General features: G+C 65.6%; 15 protein-coding genes and 1 tRNA gene. All 16 read right to left on the bottom strand.

The window, feature by feature from the left end; all coding sequences use genetic code 11:
- Positions 1–45: 45 nt before the first annotated feature.
- The 16 genes from FY258_RS06715 to FY258_RS06640 all read right to left on the bottom strand — a co-directional run bounded on the left by FY258_RS06715 (position 46) and on the right by FY258_RS06640 (position 18,965).
- The gene (locus FY258_RS06715; protein WP_118104385.1) at positions 46–1,695 is read right to left on the bottom strand and encodes an amidohydrolase; all 1,650 of its coding nucleotides are present in this window, start codon (positions 1,693–1,695) and stop codon (positions 46–48) included.
- Between the two features lie 418 nt (positions 1,696–2,113).
- Positions 2,114–2,189: transfer RNA gene (locus FY258_RS06710), tRNA-Thr, on the bottom strand.
- Positions 2,190–2,445: 256 nt separating this feature from the next.
- Entirely contained in the window at positions 2,446–3,261 is an 816-nt protein-coding gene (locus FY258_RS06705) for a purine-nucleoside phosphorylase (protein ID WP_118104383.1), read from the bottom strand.
- 423 nt (positions 3,262–3,684) lie between these two features.
- Positions 3,685–4,968, bottom strand: a complete 1,284-nt coding sequence (locus FY258_RS06700; RefSeq protein ID WP_118104381.1) for a SurA N-terminal domain-containing protein — start codon at positions 4,966–4,968, stop codon at positions 3,685–3,687.
- A gap of 273 nt (positions 4,969–5,241) precedes the next feature.
- Positions 5,242–6,327 carry an isocitrate/isopropylmalate dehydrogenase family protein gene (locus FY258_RS06695; protein ID WP_006723976.1) on the bottom strand — a complete coding sequence of 362 codons (1,086 nt, stop codon included), beginning with the start codon at positions 6,325–6,327 and terminating at the stop codon, positions 5,242–5,244.
- A 3-nt stretch (positions 6,328–6,330) separates the two neighbouring features.
- Positions 6,331–7,026 carry a hypothetical protein gene (locus FY258_RS06690; RefSeq protein ID WP_118104379.1) on the bottom strand — a complete coding sequence of 232 codons (696 nt, stop codon included), beginning with the start codon at positions 7,024–7,026 and terminating at the stop codon, positions 6,331–6,333.
- 182 nt (positions 7,027–7,208) lie between these two features.
- Positions 7,209–7,649, bottom strand: a complete 441-nt coding sequence (locus FY258_RS06685; RefSeq protein WP_118104377.1) for a hypothetical protein — start codon at positions 7,647–7,649, stop codon at positions 7,209–7,211.
- A 6-nt stretch (positions 7,650–7,655) separates the two neighbouring features.
- Positions 7,656–8,789 (bottom strand): NAD(P)-dependent oxidoreductase, encoded by a 1,134-nt coding sequence (locus tag FY258_RS06680; protein WP_118104375.1) that lies wholly within the window; start codon positions 8,787–8,789, stop codon positions 7,656–7,658.
- 89 nt (positions 8,790–8,878) lie between these two features.
- A complete protein-coding gene (locus tag FY258_RS06675; RefSeq protein ID WP_118104373.1) occupies positions 8,879–9,835 on the bottom strand; it encodes a DegV family protein in 957 nt (318 codons plus the stop codon).
- A gap of 74 nt (positions 9,836–9,909) precedes the next feature.
- The gene (gene hpf / locus FY258_RS06670) at positions 9,910–10,494 is read right to left on the bottom strand and encodes a ribosome hibernation-promoting factor, HPF/YfiA family (RefSeq protein WP_006723981.1); all 585 of its coding nucleotides are present in this window, start codon (positions 10,492–10,494) and stop codon (positions 9,910–9,912) included.
- A 165-nt stretch (positions 10,495–10,659) separates the two neighbouring features.
- On the bottom strand, positions 10,660–11,619 hold the full coding sequence (locus tag FY258_RS06665; protein WP_118104371.1) for a transporter substrate-binding domain-containing protein: 960 nt from the start codon (positions 11,617–11,619) through the stop codon (positions 10,660–10,662).
- 487 nt (positions 11,620–12,106) lie between these two features.
- Positions 12,107–12,643: a ComF family protein gene (locus FY258_RS06660; protein ID WP_259324481.1), complete on the bottom strand. Its 537-nt coding sequence runs from the start codon at positions 12,641–12,643 to the stop codon at positions 12,107–12,109.
- A gap of 300 nt (positions 12,644–12,943) precedes the next feature.
- Positions 12,944–14,557: a regulatory iron-sulfur-containing complex subunit RicT gene (locus FY258_RS06655; protein ID WP_118104367.1), complete on the bottom strand. Its 1,614-nt coding sequence runs from the start codon at positions 14,555–14,557 to the stop codon at positions 12,944–12,946.
- Positions 14,548–15,693 (bottom strand): DNA polymerase III subunit, encoded by a 1,146-nt coding sequence (locus tag FY258_RS06650; protein ID WP_118104365.1) that lies wholly within the window; start codon positions 15,691–15,693, stop codon positions 14,548–14,550. The genes FY258_RS06655 and FY258_RS06650 overlap by 10 nt, the downstream gene beginning before the upstream one ends.
- Positions 15,694–15,695: 2 nt before the next feature.
- Positions 15,696–16,376, bottom strand: a complete 681-nt coding sequence (gene tmk / locus FY258_RS06645) for a dTMP kinase (RefSeq protein ID WP_118104363.1) — start codon at positions 16,374–16,376, stop codon at positions 15,696–15,698.
- Positions 16,377–16,379: 3 nt separating this feature from the next.
- Positions 16,380–18,965, bottom strand: a complete 2,586-nt coding sequence (locus tag FY258_RS06640) for a DNA topoisomerase I (protein ID WP_118104361.1) — start codon at positions 18,963–18,965, stop codon at positions 16,380–16,382.
- Positions 18,966–18,981: the final 16 nt, after the last annotated feature.

Raw genomic sequence — 18,981 nt, 5'->3', positions numbered from 1 at the left:
TCGTTGCCGAAAGCGCGAAGCATGCCCAGAGCAGGGAGTCTGCTCCTACCGTTCGTACACCCGCTCGCCCGCCACATACGTGGCCACGACCTGAGCACCCTGGATCTCGCTCGGATCACATGCAGTGATATCGCGGTCCAGCACCACGAAGTCCGCCAGGTAGCCCGGGGCGATCTGGCCGAGCTCGTCCTCGCGGCCCGCCGCCGCGGCACTGCCAGCGGTGTAGATACGCAAGGCCTCGGCGGCGCTGATGCGCTCTCCCGGCAGCCATCCACCCGCGGGCTCATGTGTGAACGGGTCCTGGCGCGTCACGGCACAGTACAGCACGTCCATGCTGGTCACGGCCGTGATGGGAGAATCCGTGCCGAAGGCCTGCTCCACACCCCGGTCCTCGTAGGTCGCGAACGGCCACATGACCCGGCTGCGCTCCTCGCCCAGGTCGCGCTCGGGGCCACCCGGGTCGAGCGTGATGTGACCGGGCTGGGAACTCGCCAAAATGCCGAGCTCGGCCAAACGATCGATGTCCTCGGGCAGTAGGTTCTCGAGATGCTCGAGCGTGTTGCGGCCCTGCATGGGCGCCCCGTACCAGGCCATCGCCTCACCGAAGATGTCGAGCGCCTCGTGGATGGCGCGGTCGCCGATGGTGTGGATGCGTACGGAGTGACCACGCTCGGCGGCGGCGAGGACCAGCTCGCGCATGTGATCGGATGGCACCGTGGGGCGACCGCAGTCGCCGTCGAAGCGCGCATTCGTGTAAGGCTCGGTCAGCCACGCGGTGTGCTGGCTGCTCACGCCGTCGAAGAACTGCTTGAAGCCCGGAGCGCGCAGCAGGGGGAACTCATCGCCCGCATAACGGTCCTGCAAGTCCTCGAGGCGCGACTGATCGTCGAGCAGCGTGGGGTACATATGCACGCGAAGGGTGAGCTTTCCCTCACGCGAGAGCTTCTCATACACGTCGTCGCGGATGAAATCACAGCCGGGATGCGGCATGAGGGCCATGTCGCAGACCGAAGTGATGCCCTGCTCTGCCATGCGCGCCATTTGGGCTTCGTAGGCGGAGGCGATGTCCTCCTCGGTGAGCCACTCGAGGCAACGCGGGAGCAGTTCCATCGCCGCGGCCTCGCGGATGATGCCCGTGAGTTCACCGTTCTCATCATGATCGTAGCTACCGCCCTGCGGTGGCACGGAGTCGCGCGTGACGCCGAGGGCGTCGAGGGCGCACGTGTTCATCCAGAGCGTATGGCCGTCGCCCGAATACATCACGCAAGGACGGTCGGGGAATGCCTCGTCGAGCGAATGCTTAGTGGGCGGCACGGGCGGGTCCCAGCGGTAATCACGCCAGCCCTGGGTGACCACCCAGGCATGGGCAGGCAGACTCTGGGCAAACTCCTTCGTGCGCTCGACGAGCTCGGCCTCGCTCTTTCCCATGTGCATGAGCAGGTAAGGTGACCCCCCGAGGGCCGTGTGGAAGAAATGCAGATGAGCGTCGTGAAAGCCGGGGCATACAAAGGCGTCGCCGTAATCGAGCACGGGAGTCGATACAGGACAAGAGGCAATCACATCCTGCAGGGAACCCGTCGCCACGATGCGCTCCCCCGCCACGGCGAACGCCAGGGGCCGGGCGGCGCACTCCGCAGGGGCGCTCGTGAACACGCGCGTGGACGTGACGATGTAATCGACCTGGGTGAATTCCATGTTTCGCTCCTGACCGCAGGGTGCTCTCATCTTGCTGAAATTGTCAGGCGGACACCCGAAAAACTCAAGGTGTACGTTTTGGGGAAGGTTTTGACTCAAATCGCGTCGAACGCCCTTTGCCCGCTTTGCGCGACCTGGGGTTTTGTTGCCGGGTTTCCGCACGCAATGCCGTAATTCGATCAAAACGTTCCCCAAAACGTACACTTTGCGGAAAAGGACCCCTGGACACGGCCTTACATCACCGAAAGCCTTCCATCGAGCGTAAAAGACATGTAGACAGCGGGCGAAAATCCCCCCAACGAGTCAAAGGCGCCCACGTACGGGTGAAAAGATTTACCCCAGCACTCACACGCCGTCAAAAACTGCGACGCACAAAGAAAAGGCCAGACACGCATGGTGCCTGGCCTTTAAATTTCGATGGAGCCAGCGACCGGGCTCGAACCGGTGACCCCCGCTTTACGAGAGCGGTGCTCTGCCAACTGAGCTACGCTGGCGACTCCATGGCGGAGCGGACTGGGCCGTTCCGACGATTGTCTATAGTACGTGGAAACGCACCACCACGCAAGTACCTAATAACCTCGGCAGAAAAACTCTTTTGCCTCGACGCCTTCGCTCCCGCCAAAACGAGAGCCCCAGTCACCGCAGGCAACCGAGGCGGGCATGCCTCATTTTGCACCTGCCCATGTGGCCCCTGTCCCCAGGCGACCTGTCTCAATTTGTACCTGTCCCCAATTGAGACCAGCTCGGAGGTTAGGCGCCGATACGGCGGATCGTGGCGAGGGCAAGGGCCTGCATTGCCTCGGCGGCCGCGTCGGCGGCGCCCAACACCTTGGCGTGGCTCTCCCCCAAACAACCGGCCTTGTTGGTCACGAGCGTGATGCCGAGCACCTCCATACCGAGCGCACGGGCCATAATGGCCTCGCATACGGTGGACATACCCACATAATCGGCACCGAGCGCGTCGAGCATGCGGATCTCGGCGGGCGTCTCGTAGCTGGGACCGAGGAGACCGGCGTACACGCCCTCTGCGAGCTCCATGCCAAGCTCGGATGCAGCCTCGCGCGCCAAGCCGGAAAGATACGGGGAGTAGGCCCCCGCCATCGAGACAAACGGGCTGTCCAGGCCGGCCGCGGCGACGCCCAGGGGCGATGCGAGCGGATTGCGCCCGGTAAGATTCAGCTGATCGGTGATGATGCCGACGGTACCGGGCTCGATATCGCCCACGGCACCGGTGGCGCAGCTCAACACGATGCTGCGGCATCCAAGTTTATGAGCATGGCGGACGAGCGAACTGACCTGCAGGGCGTCGTAACCCTGGTACATGTGCACGCGGCCGGGATACACCACCACGGGAACGCCGTCGAGCTCACCCACGAGAACCGTGAAGCTATGGCCCTCCACCGGGATCGCCTCCGTGGGGAACCCGTCGATATCGCCGTACGGGATGTGTCGCACCACGCGAACGCGCTCACCCAGCGAGCCCAGACCGCTGCCCAGCACGATGGCGAGCGGATGCTCCATGGTCGGCTTGCACCATGCGGCGACCTTCTCAAACGTCTCGTCCATGACGACCGTCCTTTCTCCTTGCATAAAGCCGGAGGCGGGTCGAGTCCCTCCCCCACAGGCACTTCTTCAGCATAGCAAGTCGCCCGTTTGCGGCAGGCGCAACCCGTGAGCGGCCCCGATGACGAGCTGGGCGTCACAACGCGCAGGTCCAGCGCGTGGACTCGAGTACAAAAAATGGTCGCGATATGCCTGGCTGTCACACCATGGCACATCGCGACCAAAAGTTCCGATCTTAGAAGGTGGTTTTGGTCGTAAGTTGCCTGGCTGCAACAGCGTGGCACATCGCGACCAAAAGCGGCGGTGGCGGCGGGCGGTTATGGTCGTAAGTTGCCTGGCTGTCACAGCGCGGCACATTGCGACCAAATCTCGAGACGCCGCGACGCATTCAGCCGACGCGCGCGGCTAGCGCAAGCGGCCGAGCATCTAGGCGTACAGGCCAAAGAGCTCGACATCGGCCTCGCCGAAGAGCTCGTTGACATAGGACGTCCACTTGGCGTTCGCGCCCTGCGACTCGAGCATGTACTGCTGATACGCAACGGCATAGGCCTTCTGAGCCTGGGCATAGGTCGCAGACTCGGGAGTGATCTCCTCGCCGGCGAGCGCGGTGGCGTAAGCGCCGTCGAGCTTAGCCCAGGTACCAGCCTCGGCATCCCACTCCTTACCGGCCAGATCGATGATATAGGCGGCGTACTCGGCCTTGGCCTCGTTCTCGTCGCCGCTCTCGGGCTCGGCGGGAGCCTTGGGCATGGCGGGCGCGTCGTCCATCACGCTCTGATACAGCTTCTGGATGGTGCCCTGCTCACGCACGATCTGCTTTGCCTGATCCTCACTCACGCCGTACTGATCGGCGATAGCAGAGAAGTCGGAAGTGCCCAGGGAGGTCTCGGCAGAGGAGGAAAGCTCTTCATCGCTCAGCTCGATGCCCTGCTTGGACGCCTCCTCCAGCAGGATGCGGTTGCGCACATAAGCGAGAACCGCGTCGGCGGAAGGAGCGGGGTAGTTGCCGTCCTCGTCCTTCACGCTGTCGAGGCTGTACTGGCTCTCGATGGCCTCGCGGGCGCTGATCTTGTGCGAGGCGCCCTTGAACTTCCAGGTTGCGACCGTCGCGTCGAGCTCGCTCTCGGCGAAAACGGGGGCGCTCACACCCTTGGAGCCAAAGCCGCCGGAACCAAGGAAATAGCCGGAGACACCGGCGACGATCACGGCGACGAGCGCGCCGGCGATGAAGTACTTGTGCTTGCCCATCATTGCTCGCTGCATGCGCGTCTTCTTCGGACGCGCCGGACGCGGCTTGGCGGCAGGTGCGGCGGTAGAGGAATCCACAGAGGTGCCTGCCTCGGACTCAGAGTCCTCCACGCCCTCAGCCTCGGGCTCGCCGTCAGCCTCGCCGGCGTTGGCGGCGTCAGCGCCCTCGGCGTCGGCATCAACGTCGGCGTCCTCGGCATCAGCGTCGGCGTCCTCGGCACCACCCTCGGCGGCACCGCCCTCCTCTGCCTCGGCATCCAACAGCTCGGGATCGGCCTCGAGCTCACGCTCTGCCTCGGCGGCCGCCGTCTTGCCGGAGATGTCCTCGGCGGTCAGGCCCTCGTGAATCTCCACGTGCTCGACCTCGTCGTCGCCGTTCGGACCCTCACCGCGGCCGACAACCTCGATCCCGTCGATGTACTCGTTGTCCTCGGAATCGTCCTTCTTCATGATCAGACCCATGCGGCCCGCTCCTTTCACCTTACCTGGCGGATTGTCGTATCAAGCCGATACGATACCCAAAAACAAACGGGGATACGCCGCGAAACGAGCGCATCCCCGTTAAGGTTTGCTTAATTGCACAACGCGATGCCCCAGTGCGACGCCGCGCGCATCAACACCGCGGATCGGCGCAAAAGAGGAGGGTCACACCTCATGTCGATACCGCGGGTCGGCGCAAAAGAGGAGGGTCACACCTCATGTGTAAAATGCACCCGTCCCCAATTACACATCCGGCTACGAAAGGTGCGCGATGACCGCGTCGGCGTAATCCTGCGTCCCCGCAGCACCCTCGGCACTACCGGTAAGTGCACGCTGCACATCCCCGGTGACGCACGTCCCCTCGGCGAGCGTGGCACGAACAGCGGCGCGGATGCGCTCGGCGGCATCGGCCTCGCCCAGGTGGTCGAGCATCATCGCGGCGGAGAGGATCTCGGCCGTGGGATTGGCAATGTCCTTGCCCGCGATATCGGGAGCGCTGCCGTGCGTGGGCTCGAAGATCGCCGCGTCCGTGCCGATATTGGCACCGGGCGCCATACCAAGACCGCCCACCAAACCGGCGCACAGGTCGCTCACGATGTCGCCGTACAGGTTGAGGCACACAAGCACGTCGAAATCACGGGGCTCCTGAACCAGGCCCATGCACGTGGCGTCCACGATCTTATCGTTGAACTCGATATCGGGGTAGCGCTCAGCCACCTCGCGCGCCACGCGCAGATACAGGCCGTCGGTCGCCTTCATGATGTTGGCCTTGTGCACGCACGTAACCTTCTTGCGACCGCAGCGACGGGCGTACTCGAACGCGTACTCGACGATACGGCGCGAACGCTCGATGGAGATCGGCTTGATGGAAATGGCCGAATCGGAGGCGAAGGGCTTCTGGCCAGATGCCTCGACGAGCTCGGCGAGCTTCACAACCTCGGGCGCGCCCTCGTCGAACTCGATGCCCGCGTAGAGGTCCTCGGTGTTCTCGCGCACGATCACCAGGTCGACGTCGCGGTAGCGCGAGCCGTCGCCGGGCTGGGAGAGGCAGGGGCGCACGCAGGCATACAGGTCGAACTCCTTACGCAGAGCGACATTGACGCTGCGGAAGCCCGTGCCCACCGGCGTGGTGATGGGGCCCTTGATGGCGACCTTGGTGGAACGCACCGCCTCGAGCACATGCTCGGGCAGCGGCGTGCCGTACTCATCCATCACGCCGGCACCGGCGTTCTGGACATTCCAGTTGATCTGGACACCGGTCGCCTCGACCACGCGGCGCATCGCGCTCGTGATCTCGGGGCCGATGCCGTCACCGGGGATCAGGACAACGTCGTGGGCCATGAGTTACTCCTCGTCTTCGTCCTCGGCATCGCTCTTCTTGGCGCGCACCTTCTTCTGCGGGTTGTCGAGCTTGAAGCGCTTGACCAGCGCGTCGTAAATCTCACGCGAGCGGACGCGCAGGTAGCTGCCCTTGCCGTTCTCGGCATCGAACTGGAGACGGCCGGCCAGCTCGGCGGCGACGGAACCCGAGATCTGGCCATGCGCGAAGGAGAAGAGCAGCGCGAGCATATCGCGGTACTCAAGATCGCCGTGATAGCACTGGATGGCCTCGTCGATGATGGGCCACACCTTCTCGGAACGGCGGCGCTCCGTGGCGCCCCACACCACGAGAAAGCGGAAGGCGGACAAGCGCAGCGGAGCCGAGATCTCATCGAACAGGGCGGCCTCGGCACCCTCGTACGCGGCGCCGCACTCCTTGGCATGCTCGGGAACGAGCAGCGTCAATGCGTCGAGCACCTCCCAGCGGGTCTGGGCCTCCGGGCGATACAGGGCGTCCACCAGCTGCTCGATAAAGGGGGCGAGCAGATCGGGCTCACGCTCGGCGAGCAGGCTCACCACGCGTCCGGCGAGCTGGCGCGTGCGACGGCTCGAGCTGGACAGGTCCTCGATGAGGGCGGACAGGGCGTCGGCGCTGTTCTCGACGCTCGCGAGGCGGGCGGCCTCCTCGGGGGAAAGCTCGACAAGGTTCTCTTCTGCCATGGGTGCGTACCTCTTATCTTTCTCTTGCGGTGAATATCCGAATTATCGTATGGACGGGCCCATCGGTCCAGGGCAAATGTGCACAGTCAAAAGGGCTGGAGCGGACTCTGGGCACAACTGCCGCCCGCGGGCCCCATCCGAGTGCGCCCGCGGGAAGTCCGCGGGCGCTCGGGGTGTTGTTTTTAGGCGTCGCGTGAGCGCCTCGAGGACGGACCCGCAGAGCCCTTCTCATCGACCGAAATCAAGTCGGGACCGGCCTCGCCGGTCTTCCGGCGGCGACGATACGCCTCGCCGGTACCCTTCTCGGCGACCTTGCGATGGCGCTTGTTGACGTCCATGAAGTTATCGAGCCACTTCCAGGGGCCCGAAGATTCGCCGAAGCCCATCTTGAGGCCGGCGATGTAACCGGCCAAGACGCCCATCAAGATGATTTGAATCATCATGGCGGGAATGAGCGCGACGGCCAGCACGACCGCGACGAGGCCTCCGATATTGGCGGCCCAGTAAGCGCGTGCGGTGACGAGGTAGCGGCGGCTCAGCTCCTGACCGATCAGAAAACCGATGTAGACGGCAAAGCCGAACACCATGACGTAGGTGATGATGTAGACCCAGTTAGCCGGCATGCCCGCTTACCCCTCGTGATGGTGGCCGCAATGGCACTCGTGGTCCTCGCCGTGGCCGTGGCCACCGCAGCACTCGTGGTCCTCGCCGTGGCCCTCGCCACCGCAGCAGCACTCGTGATCATCGCCATGATCGTGGCCGCAGGCGCACTCGTGTCCGCCGTGCTCGTGGCCATGATCGTGGCCGCAGCCGCAATCGCACTCATCGTCGTGCTCGTGCTGGGCCGTGTAGAGCGACCAATCCAGGCCCGCGGCGACGGCTTCGGCCTCCTCCTGATACAGCAGGGTGATCGCCTGGGTGCCCATGCGACCGCCGCCGATGGCGTCGAGCATGTCGTACAGGGTGAAGGCGGTGTCGGCGCCGGGCAGGGCGAGCTCCTTCTCCTCGGCGACCGTGAGCGCGAGGCCGAGGTCCTTGAGGAAGTGCTCGACGAGGAAGCCGGGCTTGTAGTCGCCGTCGATGGCCTTCGGAGCGAGCGAGACCATGGCGCCCGTGCTGCCGGTGCCGGAGCAGATCATCTCGCGCACCTGCTCGACGTCCAGGCCGTTCTGCTGCGCGAAGGAGAGCGCATCGGCCATGCCCACCATGGAGCTGGCCAGGGCGACCTGGTTGGAGAGCTTCGCGGCCTGGCCGTTGCCGGCGCCACCGAAGCAGAAGATCTTGGAGGTGAAGGTCTCGAGCACCTCGCGGACGGGCTCGATGTCGCGCTCGGTGGCGCCGGCGATGGCCGTGAGGGTGCCGGCGATGGCGCCGCTCTCGCCGCCAGTCACGGGGCAGTCGAAGGCGTGCTTGCCGCAGACCTCGGCGGCGCCGGCGATGTCGCGGGCGAGCTCGGGCGCGCTCGTGGTGAGGTCGATCAGATACGCGCCGTCCTTGGCGGATGCCAGCAGGCCCTCGCCGGCGAGGTAGATCTCCTCGACGTCCGTGGGGAAGCCCACCATGGTGAAGACCACGTCGGCCTCGCGCGCGGCCTCGGCCGGCGACGCGGCCCAAGTGGCGCCGCGCTCGATCAGGCCGGCGGCCTTGGCCTTGGTGCGGTTGTAGACGGTGAGCTCGTAGCCCGCGTCCATGATGTGGCCGGCGACGGGTGCGCCCATGATGCCGGTGCCGATAAAGGCGATCTTGAGGTTCTTGCTTGCCATATGCAACGCTCCTTTTGACGTTTGTTCGACGAATGGACGACGATGGCGGATGCCACCGCCGGAGCCAGGTGGATCGACCCCGGTGCTCGCTATTCCCCGCGGACGCGGCTGGCGATGCGGTCGGTCAGGGAGATCTTCTCCGAGCGGTTCTTACCCCAGAAGATAAGGGCGACCATACCCGGTCCGACATGCGAGCCGATCGTAGGGCCCACCGAACCGCGCAGGATGGTGAGGTCCGCACAGCCGGGCTCCTTACGAACGGCAGCCTCGAGCCAATCGGCATCCTTCTCGGCGTCGGAGGAGACGATAGCGAGCGGCAGAGTCGGGTCGAACTCGTAGTTCTCGGTGAATGACTTGATGAGCGACTTGAGCGCCTTCTTGCGGCCGCGGTTCACGCCGATGAGCGAAAGGGCCCCGGCCAGGTCGAAGGACAGCTCGGGCTTGATATCGAGCTTGGAGGACAGGGAGGCCGCCGCAGGCGGGATGCGTCCGCCGGCGGAGAGCGCATCGAGGCTGTCCAGGGTGAAGTAACCGTGGATGTAGGTCTTTGCCTCATTGGCCCATTCGGCCAGCTGGCGCGCACTCAGACCGGCCGCGCGCTGACGCACGGCCTCCATGGCGAGCAACTCACCGCACGCGCAGGGCAGCGCGTTGTCCACCACGTAGAGCTCGAAATCGGGATGATCGGCGCGCACCTGCTCGGCCGCATGGCAGGCGGAGTTGTAGCTTGAGGAGAGCGCGCTCGTGAAGCACAGATACACCGTGGGCGTGCCCTCTTCGGCGCATTTGGTGAAGAACTCGAGGTACTGACCGATCGAGATCGCCGAGGTCGAGGCCTTGGAGCCCTCACGCAGCTTGTCGTAGAACTCCGAAGGGGTGATGGTGCTCCAGATGTCGTCGGTGTACTCGACGCCATCGAGGATGTAGGGGAATCCCAAGATATCCACTTCGAGTGTGGCCGCGATCTCGGGGGTGAGATCGGCACAGGTATCAATGACGATGCGGCACATGCGCGGAACCTCGTACGAGGCGGTGATGTTGCCCATGGACGCTCCTCAATACAACAAGGCGGCCACCCACATGGGATGGCCGCCATCCAGATCATGCAATGGACGCTATTTTACTCGCCCTCGACCTCGATTTTGGGCTTGATGATGCCGTATCCACCATTCTTACGGTGATACACCACATTGACCAGGCCGGTGACGCTGTTCTCGAACACGTAGAAGTCATGGCCGATCAGATCGGTCTGAACGAGCGCTTCCTCATCGGTCATGGGGGTGAGCTCAACCTCCTTGACACGCACGAGCTGGTCGTCCTCATCCTCGGGGAGCAGCAGATCGGCCAGATCGGCGACGGGCTCGACAGGGGCGACCTCGGCGGCGGACAGACCCTGCTGACGGTTGTCGACCACGCGCGTCTTGAACTTGCGGAGCTGGCGCGTCACCTTTTCAGCGGCGAGGTCAATCGCGGCATACATGTCCGCACCGTGCTCGGCCACGCGGATCACCGAACCACGGGCGCGGACCGTGACCTCGACGATGGCGGGGTTGGGGTTGGAGGGGTTCTTCTCATAGCGCAGGACGACATCGGCGGTCATGGGCTCGATGTCGAACACTTTGAGGGCTTCGCCGATCTTCTCATCGACATGCGCACGCAGAGCATCGGTGACCGTGGTCTTGCGACCGGAGACCTTGATTTCCATACGTGGCTCCAATCTATCCGGGGATAGTACTCGTACAGCTGTTGTACCCAAGTTGGATGAAGACACACGTGGGGAAATTGTGCTCCCGTTCGCTGGAGCGTCCGAACCGACCGCCGAATTCCCATGCGCTGCATGGGCGCGAACGGGTAGCGGAGAAAGTCGGGCCTAGCCCAGGGAGTTCAGGCTGTCGGACTGCGCGGGCTCGCCCGATTCGCCCTCAGAAGCGGGGGCTTCCTCGCTTTCGGGGGCCTCCTGCTCAAACGTCACGCCATCGAGCGCGAGATCGTCGAGGCTGAAGGGCAGATCGCCGTACCACAGGCGGAAAATAGCCTCGAGCGTGCCGTCGGACAGGGCGTCTTCGAGAATCCCCATCGCCTGATCGGCAAGATCCGTACCGGAAGCGGCGATGGCGTCGTAAGAGACCATCGGGGCGATGGTACCCACGAACACGGTGCCGGGATAGGCGCGGGCCAGGTAGGCGCCGGCGGTGGAGTCGCAGGCGACGTAGTCGACCTCGCCGTCCGCAAGCGCCTCGAAGCACTCGTTCACGTTCGACTTGGTCTTGAGGGTGGTGTCGATGCCCGCGGAGTCCATGGCATCTTGCGCGGCGGAATCGGACTGGACGGCGACAACGGCACCCTGCAGGGTGGTCGCCGAAACCGTGAGGACCTCACGCGAACCGTCGGCCGACTTGGCAAAGATGGAGGAGGCGTTTTGCACCAGGACGCCGCTCTCGACGACATCGTCCTCGCCGGAACGGGCGCCGATATAGAGGTCGGCCTTGCCCTTGGAAAGCGAGCCCGTGACGTCGGCGGAGGAAACGACGCGCAGGTCGAGGCCCATACGCTCGGCGAGCAGACGGGCGATATCGGCGTAGTAGCCGCTCGGTTTGCCCTCCTGATCCGTCATGGCCTGGGGGGCGTCGGTCATGTCCATGGCAACGGTGAGGACACCGTCCTCGATAAGGTCGTCTGCTCCGAGAGTCGCCTTGACGGGCTCGGGCTCGACCTCGGCGCGCGTGGGCGTGGTCAGCGAACAACCCGACAGGCCCATCGCCATCGCGTACGCGAACGCAACCAGGCCGACCATACCTTTGCGACCTGCAACGAACTTGCGACCGATCATCTCGGCACTCCCCCACTCTCCTTGCGGCCCCTGCGGCCGGCACCCCGAACGCCCGCGCACGGGCGCGCGGACGGCAGCTATCACGATCCCCCCAGCTGACCTGGTTTTTGACCCCACACTTGCGCACCGGGGCGTTTGCTCGTACCGCCGCGGCGGTATCACGACTAACCCGCTCGCCCGCGAGGCACGTATTGCCTCAAAAAAGTAGCGACGGGCGGTGCGACTTACTTCTAGGACGCGCCATGATCGCCCTCGCGCGCACGCGACGGCTTACGTGGATCCCTTCGACCGCGTCTGTCTTGGACTGAGGAGCGCGGCGAACCGATGGCCCGCGCGCACCCGCAACCACAGCCTGGGAGGAACTTCGGGGCATTATACCGCAGGTAACGCACAGATTGCGCACGGGTGCGAGCGCAATCGCCCGCCCCATCGCACAACGATGGCCATCCCTGGGAAACAAGATGGCGATCCCCCACGACCCATCGCCTCAACCCCATACGCGGGCGAACGCGAGGCCGTCGACGTGCGAGGCGCCCGCGGCCTTGAGTGCCGATGCCGCCGCGGACATGGTCGCGCCCGTGGTGATGACATCGTCGATCAGTAAAATGCGCTTGTCCCTCACGGGAAGTACGACCTCATAGGCGCCGAGGGCCTCGGCCAGGCGGTCGGCGCGCCCGAGTTCGCGCTGGTCGGATGAACCGTGCTTGACCAGGGCATCCAGCAAGGGAATGTCCGAGCGCCCACTCAGATGCCGCGCGATGAGCTCCATGTGGTCGAACCCGCGACGGCGGAAGGCCGAAGCCGTGGCGGGGACGAACACCACCGCGTCCGCGCGGACGAGCAGCCCTCCATATCGCCCGGGCGCCTCGCGCTGCGCCCGCACGGCCGCGCCGAGCATGATGCGGGCGATCTCGGCGGCCAGCCGGCGCTCGCCCCCGTCCTTGTACGCGCGGACGATGCGACCGACCGGCCCATCGAACACGGCGGCAGCCAAGCAGCGATCGAGATCGGTCTTCGCTCCCACGCATTCCGTGCACACCATGGCCCCGAAGGGCGCGCCGCAGTGCAGACAGGAGCGAGCAGGGTCTATGATCTGCATGGCATTCTCGCATGCCGAGCAGATGAGTTCTCCCGGTCGCTCGCATCCGGCGCACCTCGTGGGCGAGATCAATTCGAGGGCGGCTTCAATCAGCGCCCCGGCGGAACCGCGACCCGTTTTTTCCACCCCATTTCCAACCGACGTGAAAAAGCCCCTCCCCGCAGATGCGGGAAGGGGCTCGACGTCCGATGTGGATGCGGCCTGAAAACGAGGCGCGCGCACGGGCTACTCGGCGGACGCGCCGGCGTCTCCGCCGTCCTGCTTGGGTTTGCGGCTGCGACGACGACGGCGCTTCTTGGGAGCGCCCTCGGCATCATCGGCACCGGAACGGGCAGGGCCATCGGTCCCGGGGCGCGACTTGGCACCGCCACCGTCACCCGGGCGGCGACGCTGGATCTTGACCTCGCCCTCAGCGATCTGGTCGGCGACAGAAGGCGTCTCGGGCTTGCGGGGACGGGGGCAGCGCTTGCCCTCGCCAGATGCGGCCTCCGTGCCAGAGGAGGTGTGTTTGCGGCGACGGCTCTTCGCCGGCGCGTCTTCGGCGGGAGAGGCGGCCTCATGTGGGGCGCCGGCTGTGGGCGCGGGAGCCGCGCCGGCGCGATGACGGCGGCGGCGCGAGGGCTGTGCAGGCTCGAAGTCCGCATCCGTGCGTGGGGCCTTTGCCTCAGCGGCCTGCGGCACCGCCTGCTCGGCAGCGCCGGAGCGGCGACGGCGACGACGCGACTGCTGCGGCGCCTGCTCCTCCTCAACCTCCTGGGAACGGCCCTTGGAGGAAGCGCCCTTGCGGCCACGACGGCTGGAGCCGCCCTGCTCGAACTTGGCGGCCTCTTCCTCGCGCATGCGCTTGCGGCGCGGCGTGGGGCCGGAGGCGACGATGCGATCGGCTGTGTCCAGGCCGTCGCCCACGTCGACACCGTTCTTGCGGTCGAGCTCCATGAGGGCGAGTGCGAGCTCGGGCGACTCGAGACGCTCGAGGACGTCGCGCGTCACGCAGTCGGGACGGCAGGAGCACCCTTGCGCCTCGCAGCGCTGCTTGTTCTCCTCGGTGCTCGTCATATCGGCGAGGTCGACTCGGAAGACCTTGCCGTTCTCCAGGCGCAGCACCAGCTGCTCGCGCGGGGTGTTGTACTCCACGATGCGGGCCTTGCCCAGCGGCGTGTCGATAAGGGTCTTTTTCTTGGGCGCGCGGCTCTTGAAATCCTTGTAGGCCTCGAACTCATAACGCAGGCAGCACATGAGACGACCGCACACGCCCGAGATCTTGGCGGAGTTCAGCGGCAGGTCCTGCTCCTTGGCCATACGGATGGAGACGGGCTCGAACTGCCCGCCGAAACGGGTGCAGCAAAGCTCCTGGCCGCAGGTCGCGTAACCGCCCTGCAGACGGGTCTCGTCGCGCACGCCGATCTGGCGCATGTCCACGCGCACATGGAAGTGGGCGGACAGGTCCTTGACGAGCTGGCGGAAGTCCACGCGGTCCTCGGCGGCAAAGTAGAAGACGGCCTTCTCCCCGCCGAACAGGTACTCGACGCCCACGGGCTTCATGTCCAGACCGTTCTTCTCCACCAGGCGGCGAAAATCAAACATGGCGTCCTCGCCGGCGTCGGCCAAATCGTCGGCGCGGTCGAGGTCGGCGTCGGTGGCGATGCGAACAACAGGCTTGAGCGGGGCGGCGAGCTCCTCGGGATGCACCTCGAACGGATCGGCCGTCACGAGGCCGATCTCGGTGCCGCGCTCGGTGGTGCAGATGGCGTGATCGCCGGCGAGGATGTCCAGGTCGCGCGGATCGAACCACAGCTCGTGCGCGGCGAACGCAAATTTAACGGGTACGACTACGGGCATTGCAGTGCCTTCCTGATATCGAACAGCATGACCTCGATGGCCAGCTGGGGTGTGACGTTTCTGGCGATGCGGGCCTCGGCGCTCGAAACGGCATCGAGCGCGCGGGTGACGCCGGTCACCGTGGCGCGGGCGGCGATGCGCTCGACGACGTCGGAAACGTCCTCGTTCACGACGGGCTCCGACTCAGACGCGAGGCGAACCAGGGCATCGCGCAGCAGGGAGCGAACGCTCGCCAGAGCCTCCATGATACCCGAACGCTCACGGGCGTTCAGTTCGCGCTTGTTGCGGTCTTCCAGCTGCTTTAAAGCACCACGGGAGAGATAGTCCTGATTTTGCTCCAGGACCGCCTGCTGGGTCGATTTGACCTCGGCCAGCGGCGCCTTGATCGCACCCATGAGGTCCTTGGCGGCGGCCAGGATGTCGGCCTCGTCGGCATGGGCGAGCAAGTCCACGGCGCGCACCATGGCACGGCGGGCGGCCTGGCGGTCACCACTCTTGAGGAACTCGACCGCGCGGGCGGGACTGCCGGCGACCGCGACGGCCATGCGGCATTTGCCCGCGGGCAGACCGGTCGCGTGCTCGACGGCCGTAGTGGCGTCCTCGAGCGAGAGCGGGCGGAACGGCACGCACTGGCAGCGCGACACGATCGTGGGCAACATGACATCGGCACTCGAGCCAAGCAGGATGAACGTCACTCCGGCGGGCGGCTCCTCGAGCGTCTTGAGCAGCGCGTTTGCGGTGTTGGCGCGCAGCTGCTCGGCGCGGTCGACGATATAGACCTTAGCCTTGGCGCGGATGGGCGCGAGCGCCACGTCCTCGAGCAGCTCACGCGTCTGCGCGATGAGGTAGCCCGTGGCGGAGTCGGGCGCGAAGTAATGCACGTCCGGATGGGTACGGCGGGCGACGCGGCCGCAATCATCGCAGGAGGCGCAGGCACCCGAGACGCCATCTTCGCCGCACAGGAGCGCCTGGGCCAGCGCCCACGCGGCATCGAGCTTGCCGGAGCCCGGCGAGCCGAGGAACAGATAGGCGTGGCTCGCACGGCCACTCGTCACCGCACGGGCGAGGAAGTCGCGCACACGCGGCTGCGTGTCGAGCTTGGCGAGCAGGCTGTTGGGGGTGAGACGGTCGGACATGGCTAGCACTTCCCCTGACACGCCGACAGCGCCGCGGCGGCATCATCCTCGGACACGGACAGACCGGCCGATCGGAGCTCGGTAACAACGTTGGAAAACACCTCGGCAATGGACCCGCCGGCATCGATCAGCTTCACGCGATCCGGCTCATCGGCGGCAACCGCGCGGAAACCCGCAGCAACGCGCTCTTGGAACTCCAGGCCCTTGAGCTCGAGGCGATCCTCGGCTTCACGGCCGGAACGGCGGCGCAGGGCGTCCTCGACCGGCAGATCGAACACGAGCGTGAGGTCGGGACGGCAACCGTCCACCGCGAGCTCGTTTGCCTGAGACACCATGCCGCGGTCCAAACCATCGGCAAAGGCCTGGTACGCCGTGGTGGAATCGTAGAAGCGATCGCAGACCACCGCCTTGCCGGCGGCGAGCGCCGGCCTGATCACCTGATGCACGAGCTGGGCGCGGGCGGCCTCATACAGCAGCAGTTCGCACACATCGCCCATCTCGCCATTCGCGGGGTCGAGCAGGATGGCACGGATCTGCTCAGAGATCTTGACGCCACCCGGTTCGCGCAGGCGCAAGGCATCGTGACCGGCGGCCTCGAGTGCCGCCGCGATGAGGGTTGCCTGTGTGGACTTCCCGCAGCCGTCGATCCCCTCGACGGTTATGAACAGGCCTCGCGAACTCATGTTTTACGCCTTCTCGGTAGCGGTCTTCTCGGCGGCCGTTTTCTTCGCCGCGGTCTTCTTCGCCGTCGTCTTCTTCGTAGTCGTCTTCTTGGCAGTGGTCTTCTTGGCGGTCGAAGCCGTCTTCTTCGCGGCGGCCTTGCCGCGGGCGGGCTTCTTCTCCTTGCCGGGGCAGTCCATATTCACGCAGATGCGCCATGGGCCGCGCGCGGTCTCGACCACCACCACGGGCGCGCCGCAGTGCTCGCAGACCTCGCCGGTCGCGGAGAGCTTGCCGCGAGCGGGCAGCGGGTAGCTCACACCGCAGTCGTCGTAGTTGGTGCAACGGATGAAGCGTTTGCCGCTCTTCTCGCTCTTATGCGCGATCAGATCGCCATGACGACCCGCCTCGGCGCACACGGAGCACTCGCCCACCTTGAGGTCGGGCTCGTAGTTGGTGGGGCACTTGGGATTCACGCACTGCTCGTAGGCCTTTTGGCGGAACGGCTGACACTTGATGCGCGGCGCGCCGCACTCGGGGCATACGGCGGCCTCGCCCTCGAGCGGGCTCACTTTCACGCCGGAGGGCACGGGATAGGTCACATCGCAGTCGGGCCAACCCATGCAGCCGATAAAGCTGCCGCGCGTCTTGGCGCTCGTCTTCATGACGAGGTCTTTGCCGCACGTGGGGCAGGCGCCCACGCGGGCGTCGGCGGTGACGGCGTCCGAGATCGCCTCGCCCAGATCGTCCTTGTGCTCGATGAGCGCATCGAGCATGCCGGCGAGCAGGGCGCGGGAGTGGTCCACCACGTGCTCCTGCGTGTCGGCGCCCTCGGCGACCTTGGTCATGTCGGCATCGAGCTCGGCGGTCATGTCGGGCGTGGTGACGCGCGGCGCGAACTCCGAGAGCGCGTCGATAATGGCGATGCCGAGCTGACTCGGCTCGATGGGATCGTTCTTGAGGTAGCGCACCGCATAGAGGCGCTCGATGATGCTCGCGCGCGTCGACTTGGTGCCCAGGCCGCGCTTTTCCATCTCCTGGACGAGCTTGCCCTGGCTGTAGCGCGCGGGCGGCTCGGTCTGCTTGGCCTCGAGCTTGATGTCGCGCACGTCGATGACGTCGCCCTCGGCCAGCGCAGGCAGCTGCTCGTCGCGCTTGAGGCCATACGGGTAGGCCTCGCGGAAGCCGGCCTCCACCAGCACATCACCGCTAGCGGCGAACGGCTCGCCGCCGACATCGATGGACAGCTTGGTGTTCTCGATGGTGGCGGGCCCCATGAGCGTCGCCAGGAAACGGCGGGCGATGAGGTTGTAGAGCTTGAGCTGGCCGCCGTCGAGCGTGGTGGGATCGCCCTGGCCAGTGGGATGGATCGGCGGGTGGTCGGTGGTCTCGACCTTGCCGCGCGTAGGTGTGAGCGGGCCGGCGAGGATCTTCTTGCACACGGGCGCGAGCGCCGGGGTGCCGGAGGCCAGGCCGCGCACGATGCCCTCGATGTCCAGCGTCTTGGGATACACCGTGTTATCGACACGGGGATAGGAGATGAAACCGCTCATGTAGAGGGACTCGGCGATGCGCATGGTGCGCGCGGGGCTGATGCCCTCGGCCGCCGCTGCCGCCTGCAGCGCGGTGGTGTTGAACGGCACTGGAGGCTGCTGCTTGCGACTGCGCTTAGCCACAGCGGTGACGGTGCCCGTAGTCGCGCCCTCGACGTGCGAGAACGCAGCCTCGGCAGCCGCCTTGTCCGTGAAGCGCGCCGTGGTGTGGGCGATCTTGAACTCCTGGTCGGAGGCCTCGCCAAGCCCTCGAATCTGCCAGTAATCCTCGGGCACGAAGGCCATGCGCTCGCGCTCGCGCTCGACCACCAGGGCGAGCGTGGGGGTCTGCACGCGACCGGCGGAGCGCACGTTGCCAAAGCCACCGAACTTGGCGAGTGTGAGGTAGCGCGTGAGGACCGCGCCCCAAATGAGGTCGATGTACTGGCGGGACTCACCGGCGTCGGCCAAATCCTGGTCGAGCTCGACCAGGTTGGCAAAGGCCTCGGTGACCTCACCCTTGATGAGGGCGGAGTAGCGGGCGCGGCGCGCGGGCAGCTCAGGGGCCACCTCGCGAATCATGTTGAGGGCGTCAGAACCGATGAGCTCGCCCTCGCGGTCGAAGTCCGTGGCGATGATGACCTCGTCGGCCTTTTTGGCGAGGTTCTTGAGGACGCGGATGATCTCCTTCTCCGCGGGGTTCTTGATGATCGGCGACCATGTGAGGTACGGCAGGCTCTCGACCTTCCAGCCCTTGATGTTGATGCCGTTTGCGAGGAAGGGCTTGCGCCTGGTGTCATACGGCGGGCGGGCAAGGTCGTCGGGCACGCCGGCAGGCAGCACCTCTCCGTCCTCGGTCAGGCTGTACCAGCCCATCTTCTTGTCGAAAAGGATCTCGTCGGGGAAATCCGGTGCGAGGATGTGACCGGCCAGGCCCATTGAGACCCAGTCCTCGCCGTCGACCTTAAAACGGTAGACCTGCGTGTTATAGACCTTGTCGTTCTTCGGCGCGCCGGCGTCGGCCAGCAGCTGCGCGATCTTTTGCGCAGCGATGTTCTTCTCTGCAACGACGAGCTTCACAAGGGCTCCTTTTCGT

It is taken from the genome of Collinsella intestinalis (assembly GCF_902364775.2).
GTDB lineage: Bacteria > Actinomycetota > Coriobacteriia > Coriobacteriales > Coriobacteriaceae > Collinsella.
Note: the sequence above shows the minus strand (reverse complement) of the source record. Positions and strands in the feature narration are given on the sequence as shown.